The 12,181-nt window shown below is 56.8% G+C and carries 10 protein-coding genes; all 10 read left to right on the top strand.

Annotation, left to right across the window (positions count from 1 at the left end):
• Positions 1-198 precede the first annotated feature (198 nt).
• The 10 genes from flgJ to R6U90_RS09770 all read left to right on the top strand — a co-directional run bounded on the left by flgJ (position 199) and on the right by R6U90_RS09770 (position 12,140).
• Entirely contained in the window at positions 199-1,164 is a 966-nt protein-coding gene (flgJ, locus tag R6U90_RS09815) for a flagellar assembly peptidoglycan hydrolase FlgJ (RefSeq protein WP_410352512.1), read from the top strand.
• Positions 1,165-1,186: 22 nt separating this feature from the next.
• Entirely contained in the window at positions 1,187-3,250 is a 2,064-nt protein-coding gene (gene flgK, locus R6U90_RS09810; protein WP_410352511.1) for a flagellar hook-associated protein FlgK, read from the top strand.
• A gap of 7 nt (positions 3,251-3,257) precedes the next feature.
• Complete coding sequence (flgL, locus tag R6U90_RS09805; protein ID WP_410352510.1) at positions 3,258-4,481, top strand: flagellar hook-associated protein FlgL; 1,224 nt, start codon at positions 3,258-3,260, stop codon at positions 4,479-4,481.
• 518 nt (positions 4,482-4,999) lie between these two features.
• Complete coding sequence (locus R6U90_RS09800) at positions 5,000-6,445, top strand: flagellin (protein WP_410352509.1); 1,446 nt, start codon at positions 5,000-5,002, stop codon at positions 6,443-6,445.
• A gap of 61 nt (positions 6,446-6,506) precedes the next feature.
• Entirely contained in the window at positions 6,507-6,908 is a 402-nt protein-coding gene (locus tag R6U90_RS09795; RefSeq protein ID WP_410352508.1) for a flagellar protein FlaG, read from the top strand.
• A gap of 102 nt (positions 6,909-7,010) precedes the next feature.
• Positions 7,011-9,056 (top strand): flagellar filament capping protein FliD, encoded by a 2,046-nt coding sequence (gene fliD / locus R6U90_RS09790; RefSeq protein ID WP_410352507.1) that lies wholly within the window; start codon positions 7,011-7,013, stop codon positions 9,054-9,056.
• Between the two features lie 67 nt (positions 9,057-9,123).
• A complete protein-coding gene (fliS, locus tag R6U90_RS09785) occupies positions 9,124-9,558 on the top strand; it encodes a flagellar export chaperone FliS (RefSeq protein WP_410352506.1) in 435 nt (144 codons plus the stop codon).
• Between the two features lie 16 nt (positions 9,559-9,574).
• Positions 9,575-9,901, top strand: a complete 327-nt coding sequence (locus tag R6U90_RS09780; protein ID WP_410352505.1) for a flagellar protein FliT — start codon at positions 9,575-9,577, stop codon at positions 9,899-9,901.
• A gap of 12 nt (positions 9,902-9,913) precedes the next feature.
• Entirely contained in the window at positions 9,914-10,459 is a 546-nt protein-coding gene (locus R6U90_RS09775) for a PilZ domain-containing protein (RefSeq protein ID WP_410352504.1), read from the top strand.
• Positions 10,460-10,712: 253 nt separating this feature from the next.
• The gene (locus R6U90_RS09770) at positions 10,713-12,140 is read left to right on the top strand and encodes a sigma-54 dependent transcriptional regulator (protein ID WP_410352503.1); all 1,428 of its coding nucleotides are present in this window, start codon (positions 10,713-10,715) and stop codon (positions 12,138-12,140) included.
• Positions 12,141-12,181 lie beyond the last annotated feature (41 nt).

The following is a 12,181-nucleotide window of genomic DNA, read 5'->3' as shown; positions in this document are numbered from 1 at the left end:
GTTCTAGGTTCCAGGTTCTAGCCCCTGGCCCCTGGCCCCTGGCCCCTGGCCCCTGGCCCCTGGCCCCTGGCCCCTGGCCCCTGGCCCCTGGCCCCTGGCCCCTGGCCCCTGGCCCCTGGCCCCTGGCCCCTAGCCCCTAGCCCCTAGCCCCTAGCCCCTAGCCCCTAAAATTTGGCATGGATGGTGCATATTGAGGGTATGTTAAACGAACAACCCCAAGTTGCCGGTCTCTCGCAGTCGTCCAGCTATACGGATATGGCCGATCTGTCGCGCCTGCGCCATCAGTCCCAGCAGGATCCGCGTGCGACCCTGCACGAGGTGGCCAAGCAGTTTGAGGGGGTGTTTATGCAGATGGTGCTCAAAAGCATGCGTGAGGCGAGCTTTGGCGATCCGATTTTCGACAGCAACCAGAGCGAACTGTACCGCGACATGTTCGACAAGCAGATTTCCCTGGAGATGACGCGGGGGCAGGGGCTGGGACTGGCCGATAATCTGGTGCGGCAACTGGATCAATATTTGCCGCCCGGCGGCGAATCCTCGCCGCTTCAGCGCGAGTCGACCACGCCCGCCAGTTTGCCGGCGGTCAGCATCGCGCCGTCGGTCGAGGCACGCCAGCACCAATCCGCCGAGGTGCAAAAATCCCGGCCGGATATGGAATTCGAGGGCCCGGAGGATTTTGTCGAGACGCTGTGGCCACTGGCCCGGTCGGCGGCGAAGGAGCTGGATGCGGCGCCGGAGGCGCTGGTGGCGCAGGCGGCACTGGAAACCGGCTGGGGCAAATATATGTTGCGCGATGGCGATGGCCAACCCACCTTCAATCTGTTCAATATCAAGGCCGGTCACAACTGGCAGGGTAACAAGGTCATGAAACAGACCCTGGAATACCGCGATGGTTTGCCGGTACAGGAGCGAGCGCCATTTCGAGCCTACAGTTCCCTGGAAGAAAGCTTCAACGATTATGTGCAGTTCCTGCGCAGTAATCCCCGTTATGGCGAAGCCCTGCAGCAATCAGCTTCGCCGGAACAGTTTATCCGTTCCCTGCAACGCGCCGGTTATGCCACGGATCCCGAGTATGCCGACAAGATACTCGACATTATGCAACGCAATGTCCTGCAACAGCCCGTGGCTCGACAAGATGTCGAGCGCGTGCAGGCCACCGGTTAACCGATAAGAGGCAGCGACGATTATGGCCAGTGGTGATTTGCTCGGTGTCAGTGTTTCGGGTGCGTTAGCGTCACAACGTGCCCTGGCCACGACCGGCCACAATATTGCCAATGCCAATACCGAAGGGTATTCCCGTCAGCGGGTGGATATGGGAACGCGCACACCCCAGCTGGCAGGTAATGGCGCAATCGGCACCGGTGTGACAGTGAATAACGTCGAGCGGGTCTATGACGATTTTGTCGCCGGCGAGGTACGCACCAATACGTCGACCGACAGTTCCTTTCGCGCCAATTATGAGTACACCAGCCAGGTGGATAATCTGTTATCTGATCCCAACGCGGGTCTGGCGCCGGCACTGCAAAGTTTCTTTTCCGCGGTTAACGGGGTTTCCGAAGATCCCTCTTCCACGTCGGCGCGACAGGTTATGCTGAGCGAAGCCCAGTCCCTGTCAGATCGTTTCCAGTACATGCATGATCGTTTCGATACGCTGCGCGAAGGCGCCACGGCCGAAATGAAAAGTGTGGTGACTGATATTAACGACCTGGCCGAATCCATCGGAAAAATCAACGATACCATTATCAACGCACAGGAAATGAGTGGCCAGCCCCCCAGCGATTTGCTCGATCAGCGGGATCGGATGGTGCAAAAACTGTCCGAACTGGTCTCGGTGCGAGTCAGTGAGCAGGATGACGGGCGCCTGAATGTTTTTATTGGAAACGGCCAGACACTGGTTGTGGGCAGCGAAGTTTCCGAGATGGCTATCGAGAAAAGCCGTTTCGATCCCAACCATGCCGAAATCGTTTTCAAGGGCAATGCCAGTGACTCGGTGATTACCAAGTTTATCTCCGGCGGTCGCCTGGGTGGCATCCTGGAATTTCGTAACGGGGTTCTGGATCCGGCCCAGAACGAGCTGGGTCGTATTGCCGTGGGCATTACCAAAACGTTTAACGAACAGCATCGCCTTGGCATGGATCTGGAAAGCAAACTGGGCGAGAACTTCTTCACCCAGGCCGAGGAACTGGCGCCCAATATCCTGCCCAACGGTCGTAATCAGGGCGATTACAAGATCAGCGCCGAGATCACGGACATCGACAAGTTGACCACCAGTGATTACGAGCTCAGTCATCGCGATGGCAAATACCGCCTGGTACGTATGCTGGATGATAAACTGCTCGGGGAATACGACAAGCTGCCGGGACATATCGAATCAGAAGGGTTTCGCATCAACCTTGAAGAGGGTACCCGGATCGCCAATGGCGACAGTTTTGTGATTCGTCCGACCCGTCATGGCGGGGAAGTATTCTCGCCGCTGGTGAAAAATACCAAACACATCGCTGCTGCCTCGCCGGTACGGACCGAGGCACTGGTCAGCAATCAGGGCGATGCTGAGATCAGCGCAGCCGTCGTCGAAGATACCGGTCACACCGCGTTTTCCCGGGGTAACAAGCTGGATCCGCCGTTTGCTATCCGGTTTGTGGATGACACGCATTACGAAATACTGGATAACAGCGGCAATGCGATTCCGATCCAGAAATCAGCCCGTCCGGCGCAACCGGCCATCAGCGCCAATGAAAAGGGCGGTGGTCCGGCCACCCCGGCCGAACCGGCCCAGCCGCCTGAACTGACGACCCGTATTCCCTACGATCCCGACAAAGGCGCCAATGTTTTCCCCACTCCGGATGGCCAGGATTACGGTTTCCGGGTACGGCTTACCGGTAACCCCAAAGCCGGGGATGTGTTTCGCATTGAATTTAACAAGGACGGGATTGGCGATAATCGCAATGCTCTGGAACTGGCTCGCTTGCAGAGCAAGCCGGTGCTGGATAACGGCAGCAGTGATTATTCGGAGGTCTATTCGCAGCTGGTTTCACGGGTGGGCAGCAAGACGCATGAGCTTGAAATCAACCGTGATGCACAGAAGCTGTTGCTGGATCAGGCTATCGAACGTAAACAGGCAGTATCGGGCGTCAACCTCGATGAAGAAGCGGCCAAGATGGTGCAGTACCAGAATCTCTATCAGGCCAATGCCAGGGTCATGGCCACCGCCAACAAATTGCTCGAAGAGCTGATCAACGCCTTCCGGTGATATGACGATGCGCATCTCTTCTCATCAAGCCCAGCAAACTGCGATCAATGCCATGCTTGAGCAACAGGAAAAGCTCAGCAAGGTACAGGAGCAGGTGGCGACCGGTCGGCGGATTGCCAAACCGTCTGATGATCCTATCGCCGCAGCCAAGATTGTCAATCAGCGTGACGTGCTGGAAACTGTTCAACAATACCAGGATAACATCAACGCCGGACGCGCCCGCCTGGAACTGGAAGAGGGGGTCTTGCAGAATGTAACTGATATTTTGCAACGGGTACGTGAGCTGGCTGTCATGTCAAACAACGACAGTCAAACCAACGAAAACCGGGAATTTATCGCCCAGGAAGTTTCGCAATTACAGGAAGCGTTGCTGGGGCTGGCCAATTCCACCGATATCAACGGCGAATATATGTTTGCCGGCAGCAAGAGCAAGTTCACTCCCTTCACCCGCAATGAGACTAACGGGTTTGATTATGACGGGGATGATGGTCAGCGCCAGATAATCATTGGTCCAAACCGGACTATCCCCACCGGCGACGCCGGTAGCCGGGTGTTTCGCAATATCAAGGACGGTAACGGTGATTTCGTTACCCTGGATGATCCGGGTAACCGCGGTTCGGGAGTGATCGATCCCGGCAGTACTACCGGGGAATACAAGGGCGGCACCTATGCGCTCATTTTTGAAACCCACAAGCAGCCGGACAATGAACAGGCAATCACCTACAAGGTGATCGACGGCGAGGGTAAGGAAGTGGTGCCGGCTGGAACGCCTTATCAGGAAGGGGCGGCCATTCGTTTTGGCGGAGTGCAGACCAAGGTCGAAGGGGAGCCGGCCGACGGTGATTTTTTCGTGATCCGTCCGAGCATGAATCAGGATGTATTTACGACCATCCAGCGTTTTATCGACGCCCTGCGCAATGAAAATGAGAGCCAGGCGGAGGCCAACACGACCCTGCACAACGAGATCAACCGGACACTGGTGGGCATGGATAAAGTCCTGGGCCGCATCCTTGACGTGCGGGCCGATGTCGGTGCCCGGCTCAATGCCATGGACGGACAGCAGGATATCAACGAGTCCCAGCAACTGCAGATCCGCGAAATCCTCTCTGAAGTCGAAGACCTCGACTATGCCAAGGCTGTCAGCGATCTCAACCTCAAACTCACCGGCCTCGAAGCCTCCCAGAAAGCCTTCACCCGCGTCCAGGGCATCTCCCTGTTCAACCACATCTGATCAAGAAAATCTAACGCAGAGGCGCAAAGTCGCAGAGATCGCACAGGGGACTTCTTTGGCTCGTCTTCTTATCCTGACTCCGTACCTCAGACGTAGAACCTTTACCACGCCCCAGGGATAAAAGCTGCTGCTCGTCAGATAGTGGTAAATTCAACGGCACTTTGCGAGAGTAAGTGGTATTTATTTCCCCTGTTTTCCGGGGTACTCACCAGGGGGTATCTATTTACCTGTTTCTTTGCGTCCTCTGCGCCTTTGCGCCTCTGCGTTAATCTTTTTCTCCGAAAATGGGTTTATCCCACCTGACTATTCTGACTTTTGGTGTGAAATTTGAAAATTCCAGAAATTTTAATGACTTGAGGCCGGCAAAAATTTTCCGCCCGACCCTATAAAACCCCCGTCCCGGGACGCTAGTGCCAATGGGAGCGGTGAATACAGGTCAATGCCCGTATATCCGCTAGGTATTTTGTCCCGGTCACCTCCAACGAGACGCCGGGCAGAGAAAATTAGGAGAGTGCGTCATGCCTCAAGTTATTAACACCAACATCATGTCGCTGAACTCGCAGCGCAACCTGAACCGGTCACAGGAAGATATGCAGGTTTCCCTGCAGCGCCTGTCTTCCGGTCTGCGTATCAACAGCGCCAAGGACGACGCCGCGGGTCTGGCCATTTCCGAGCGATTCACCTCGCAGATCAAGGGCCTGAATCAGGCGGTGCGAAACGCCAACGACGGGATTTCCCTGGCCCAGACGGCCGAGGGCGCGCTGGCCGAGGGCGGTAACATTCTGCAGCGTATCCGCGAGCTGGCGGTTCAGTCCGCCAATGCCACCAACTCCGCCTCGGACCGTCAGGCTCTGCAGTCGGAAGTGGGGCAGCTGGTCTCCGAGCTGGATCGTATCGCCACGGCCACCGAGTTCAATGGTCAGAAACTGCTGGACGGCACCTTCGGTTCGGCCGTTTTCCAGGTCGGCGCAAATGCCAACCAGACCATCCAGACCACGACCGGTAACTTCCGCACCAACCAGTACGGTAACTTCCGGGTGGAAGGGGTGGAAACCACCGGTACAGATGCCCAGCGAATTGCCGGTGAAGAACTGAAAGTCGCCGGCTCACTGGGTACTGAAACTTTCCAGATCGATGGCGGTACCAGCGCCAAGAAAATCGCCGAGATGGTCGATGCCAAGAGTGATACGACCGGGGTCAAGGCGTTTGCCAAGACCGAGCAGAACATTGAGTTCAGCGAAGCCGGTGCCTATGTGCTGGATGTGAAATCGGATAACGAGAAAGCCCAGCAAATCTCTTTCACCATCACTGATACGGAAGGCAACGACGGTCTGGCCGGGGCCGTTTCCGCGTTCAACGATGTGTCTTCCAAAACCGGGGTGACTGCGCGCGTCAGTGACGATGGCAAGGGCGTCGTTCTGTCGAACAATACCGGTGAGAACATCTCCCTGAGTGAAATCAGCAACAGCACCAATGCCGGCGCTGTCTCTGTTGGGGATGCTGTGATTCCTGCCGGTGGTGGTGAAGGCGGCGAAGGTAGTGCGACAGCCAATATCACGGGTCAGGTTACCTTTGATTCCACCAAGTCTTTCAGTGTCAGTGGCAGTGCCGGACAGACCGTGGAAACCGCGACCGAGGCATCCAAACTGAATGCCGTGGCTGATCTGGATATCAGTTCCGTGGAAGGCGCCAATCTGGCGATGCAGTCCGTGGATGCCGCGCTGGCCACCGTGAGCAATCAGCGAGCCGAGTTCGGCGCGATTCAGAGCCGCTTTGGTTCCACCATCGCCAACCTGTCGACCAATGCAGAAAACCTGACGTCAGCCCGGTCCCGTATCCGTGACGCGGATTACGCCAAGGAAACCGCCGAGCTGACCCGTGCGCAGATTCTGCAGCAGGCAGGTACAGCGATGTTGTCGCAGGCGAATGTGCAGCCCCAGAACGTCCTGAGCTTGCTCCAGTAAGCTCATAATCCTGTGAACCCGGAGGACGTAGCCGGTCCTCCACACAGAGAGAGGTGACGTTATGGCAACACATTCAATCGCCAGTGTGGTCGTGCAGGTAAGTGAGACGGACTCCCGCAGTACCTCGACCGATGCCACAGGCAAGGTTGCCGAAACACGGCAAGTTGTTGCCGGTGACAACCTTGGTGTTCAGGCGGAAAGCCGGGAGATCGAGATGTCACCGGAGGCATTGGAAAAGGCTGTTAGCCACCTGAAAGAGTACGTACAGTCCATGAAGCGCAATATGGATTTCAGCGTGGACGACAAAACAGGACGTTATGTCGTCAGGGTGGTTGATTCACAGACCCAGGAGCTGATTCGCCAGATACCGTCGGAGGAGATGCTGGCCATCTCCCGGAATCTGGCGGATTTCCTCGAGGAGGCGGAGCAACGCCGGGGATTTCTGGTGGAGCTGAAGGCCTGACAGGGGGTGGCATTGCAATTGCATAACTACCCTGCAGGTCGGTCTGCCCGGCTTTCGGGCCGGGCAGACCATCAGTTTATTGTGGATTAACCGAGGTACTTTATGCCAACCATTTCATCAGCAGGTATCGGCTCCGGCATGGATGTGAATGGACTGGTTGAGCAGCTGGTGGCGGCGGAGGGAGCCCCCGTCAAAAAACGACTCGACCGCAAGGAAGCGGAACTCCAGGCAGGTTTGTCTGCCATGGGGACGTTTAAAGGCGCGGTTTCCGAGTTCCAGGCTTCGCTAGAGGCCCTGCGGGACTCGGAAACTTTTAACGCCATCAAGGCCAATGCGGCGAACGAAGGGGTAGTCAGCGTGAGCGCGTCCAACCAGGCCCAGACCGGCGAATACGATCTCGAAGTGATCGAGCTGGCCAATGCGCACAAGGTGGCGAGCGATACTTTCGATTCAGCCAATAAATTTTTTGGCAGCGGGCGAATCACACTTCAGCTCGGTGCCTATGATCCCGACAGCAATACTTTTCAGAGCAATCCCGATAACGTGCCGGTAACGATCGACATTGATCCGGACAAGGCCTCCCTGCGTGATATCGCCGTGGCGATCAACGACTCTGAGGCACCGATCCGGGCATCGGTCATGAATGATGGTAACGGCTATCGACTGGTCTTAAGCGCGCAGCAACCCGGGAGTGACAACAGCATTCGCGTTCAGGTGGAGGACAGTGATGGCCGTGACGGCGATCTGAACGGTCTGTCCAACCTGGCCTATGATCAGACCGGACAGCGCGCCAGCGGCAATAATCTGCAGCAGGTGGCGGCGGCTTCAGATGCGCGGGTGCGTGTCGATGGCATTGATATCCAGCGTGCTTCGAATGATTTCGAGGATGTGATACCCGGCGTAAACTTCAGCTTACAGCCGGGTTCCGCCGGCAGCAGTACTCGCCTGAATGTGCAACTGGAAAGCCAGGATGTGGTGGCGGCTATTGAGGGGTATGTTAAAAAATACAACGAGATGATCCAGGTGGTGGAACAGCTGACCGGTTTCGACCCGGAAACCGAACAGGCGGGACCGTTGTCAGGCGATGCCTCGGTACGCGGTGTGGCTAGTATGTTGCGTCGGGAGATCGGTACCGATTTTTCCGGGATTAACCAACAGTTTCCCTCGCTGGCCAGTATCGGGATTGAAACCCGGCGCGATGGTACCCTCACGCTGAACAGCGGTCGCCTGCAACAGGCGATTGCCAGCAATCGCCAGGAAGTGGTCAACCTGTTTGCCCGTTCCGGTTCCGCGGACGATCCCGGCGTGACATTCCTGGCTGCCGGCGAAGCGACCGAGCCGGGAGCTTATGATCTGGAAATTACCCGGGCGCCGGCACGGGGGGAGTTAACCGGGCGAGCGCTGACGCAGGAGGGTCCGCTGGTACTCAATGATGCCGAAAATCGTTTCACCTTGCGAGTCGACGGTATTGCCTCGGGGGCTCTGTCGCTGGAACCCGGCACCTATAATTCCCTGTCGCAACTGGCAACCCGGTTGCAAGCCACGATCAACGGCGATCCCATGTTCAAACGCAACGATGTCGAGGTCAGCGTCAGGGCCGAGCAGGGGCGGCTGCAGATTATCTCCAATCGTTTTGGCAGCAATTCACGGGTTGAACTGAGCGATATCTCACCATCACTGAGCCGCATTACCGGCCTGACGCCGGGTAAGGGCGAGCCGGGCGAGAATGTGGCCGGGCGACTGGGCAGTCTGGGCGGGCGTGGCAATGGCCGCGAACTGGAAGGCATGGGCCGGGCCGAAGGATTAAGCATCGAGGTCGAGGGTGACCAGACCGGCAATCGCGGCCAGGTGGTTTTCTCCAACGGCGTGGCCGCCAGGCTGGATCAACTGCTTGGCAGCGTGCTGGATGAGGACGGGATTTTAACTGTCAGGACCGAAGGTTTTAACGATCGTCTCCAGTCGATTGGTGAAGAGCGGGAAAAGCTGGCAAGGCGTCTGGCGGAAACTGAGGAACGTTACATGAAGGAGTTCACCGCCATGGACAAGACGGTAGGCAAAATGAAAGCCACCAGTGAGTACCTCAGTCAGCAGCTCAGTTCGCTGCCAGGGGCTCAGGGTAACAGTAAGAATGGACCGGGCAATAGCTGAAGTTCGGCTTCACGATTAGCAACGATGTAAGACAGTAACCACATCACCCAACAGCAGGAGTGTCGTGATGAACAGGGCAAAACTACATAGTGCGGTTAAACACTACAACAGCATTGGTGTCTCCAGTGGCGTAGAATCGGCGGATCCGCATCGTCTGATCCAGATGTTAATGCATGGCGCGCTGGAAAAAATCGCCACCGCCAAGGGACATATGGAACGCGGCGAAGTGGCGCAAAAGGGCGGGCATATCAGCTGGGCGATTTCCATTATCGATGGCCTGCGCGCCAGTCTGGATCTGGAGTCCGGTGGCGAGATTGCCCAGAATCTGGACGATCTTTACGATTACATGACGCGGCGTCTGGCCCGGGCCAATGTGGAAAATGATCCGGTCCTGCTGGATGAAGTCTCTTCATTGATGAAATCGGTCAAAAGCGCCTGGGACGAATTGCCTCTCATCCAGGAAGGTACTTCCGCCACCGGCCTGGATGCGATGCGTTCCTGAATCCATGTGTGCTGAAGTGGTAAAATATTATCTATCGCCCGGACATTATGCCCGCAAGGTATTGAACCTGACCCGCGGTATGCGCCAGCAGGCAGGAGAGTCCAACTGGCAGGTCTTCGCCGAGATGGAACAGGAGCGCCAGACCATTATCGAACAGTTGTTCGAACATCCGGAGATGCCCGGCGCCCTGCACGACATTCAGCACCTGCTGCAGGATGTGATAGACATCGATCGCGAGTCCATTGCCCTGGGCGAGGCGGAAAAAAAACGTCTGGGCGACTATCTCGGCCAGCGCCAGCAGGCGCGTCAGGCCATGAAGCTCTACCGCCATCACAGCGGCTGATATACTGATCAGATGACAGCGAGCAACGATGAATGTCTGCCCGACGGGGTGGTGGTGACGCCGGAGGCAGGAGTCCTCTGGCATGATGCTCCGCTTGATCCGGCCGCCGGTTACGAGCATAACCTCACGACTTTTTTGTTACTGGACTCCCTGCTTGAACTGCCCCCGGCGAGTGACGCCGGGGAGAGTGACAATGCTGCCCTGAAGGGGCTGGAAATGAAGCTGGACCTGCTGATTCAGCTGGTCACCCAGCTGCTGGGTCAACAACAGTCCCTGCCCGCCAGCCAACTGGTGCGTCTGGCGGCCAGCGGAATCGAGTGGCATTGTGATGCACCCATTTCTCCCCGGGGCTGGCTGGAGCTGTTTCTCGAACCGCGCCTGCCGCGGGCGCTCAAACTGGCCGTGGAAAACCGCCAGGATGAAGTGGAACCCGGGGTATGGCGAATCTGTTCCCGTTTTGCCTCGCTGGAGGATGAGATCCGGGTCCGGCTGGAAAAATGGATATTCCGCCGTCATCGTCGGGAAATTGCACACCAGCGCCAGGGAGGCGGGCGCTGAACATACTATATATATTGTGGGTGTCCAGAGGTCCGGTGTGGCGATTGTGTTTTTGTCCTTGCCCCGGCAATGGCTGCGGAGGTTAACTTTTTGTTAACCGGGTGACAATATTTTGACATGCCGCCAGGCACTGATTAATATTTCACCTGATATCCCTCAAACCACATAATTTATCGGTTAATGCGTTCCAGTGACTACTAATTCTGTTGACGATCATTTGTCCCACAAAGACCCGGAGAGGCTGGCACAGCATATGTTGCTGGTCGATTGGGACGATGAGCGTGCCGAAGATGTGAGCCTGTTATTCGATTTTATCGACTACGGCAGCGTCCAGCGATGTGACTATGGTGAGTGGCAGGCAGCCAATCACAACGATGTGCAACTGGATATCATTGTTCTGGGCCGGCATTCGGAAGATGCCACAACCCTGGAAGAGCTCAAGGCACTGTATGACTACTTTCCCCGGGACATCCCTATTCTTCTGATTAGTGAACGTGGCACTCCCGACACCGAGAGCGGTTTTGCCGGAGGATATATCGCTGGCAAGATCGAATATCCTCTCAGATATCGTCAGCTCTATCATGCCTTGCACCAGGCCGACATCCATCGGCGCCAGGCCGAAAATCCCGGCAGTGGATCCCAGACTCTCTTTCGCAGCCTGGTAGGGAAAAGTACGGCGATTCGTGAAGTACGCAAGCAGATCGAGCAGGTGGCCAGCGCGGATGCCAATGTCCTGATTCTCGGCGAGTCGGGCACAGGCAAGGAAGTGGTTGCGCGTAATCTGCATTATCATTCGGGCCGTCGGCAAAAACCCTTTGTTCCGGTCAATTGCGGTGCGATCCCGCCGGACCTGCTGGAAAGTGAACTGTTCGGACATGAAAAAGGCGCCTTTACCGGTGCCCTGACCGCCCGCCAGGGGCGTTTTGAAATGGCCCGCGGCGGGACCCTGTTTCTGGATGAGATCGGCGATATGCCGTTGTCCATGCAGGTCAAGCTGCTGCGAGTGATTCAGGAGCGGGTGTTCGAGCGGGTTGGCAGTAACAAAAGCATCGAGGCGGATGTACGGATAGTTGCCGCGACCCATCGTGACCTCGAAGAGGAGATCAGTGCCGGACGTTTCCGTGAGGATCTTTATTACCGGCTGAATGTATTTCCCATCGAAATGCCGCCTCTGCGAGAGCGTCGGGGTGATATCCCGCTACTGATTGGCGAGCTGCTGACCCGCATCGAACACGAACAGCAGCGTTCGGTACGTTTCAACCGGGCCGCGCTGGCGGCACTGAGCGACTATGAATGGCTGGGTAATGTCCGCGAGCTGGCCAATCTCATCGAGCGGCTGGTGATAATGTTTCCCAACGGGCTGGTGGATATCCGGGATTTGCCGGAGAAATACCGTGAGGGTATCGAGGTCGAGGTACTGGAAAAAGAGATTGAGGATGACTCGCTGCTGGAACTGGAAGTCCAGCCCCAGCGGCAGGTGAGCGGCGAGCCGGCACGTCTGCCGACCGAGGGGCTGGATTTGCGTGAACATCTGCAGGAAATAGAGTATGCCCTGATCAAACAGGCGCTGGACGATGCAGACGGCGTGGTGGCGCATGCCGCAAAGCGCCTGAACATGCGCCGTACTACCCTGGTGGAAAAAATGCGCAAACTCGGTCTGCAACGGGCTGAAACCGCCTGAACAAACCTGTCCAGGCGGTGACAGGATTTTGACTCCCGTCG

This window comes from Thiohalophilus sp., assembly GCF_046483665.1.
Classification (GTDB): Bacteria; Pseudomonadota; Gammaproteobacteria; order UBA6429; family Thiohalophilaceae; genus Thiohalophilus.
Note: the sequence above shows the minus strand (reverse complement) of the source record. Positions and strands in the feature narration are given on the sequence as shown.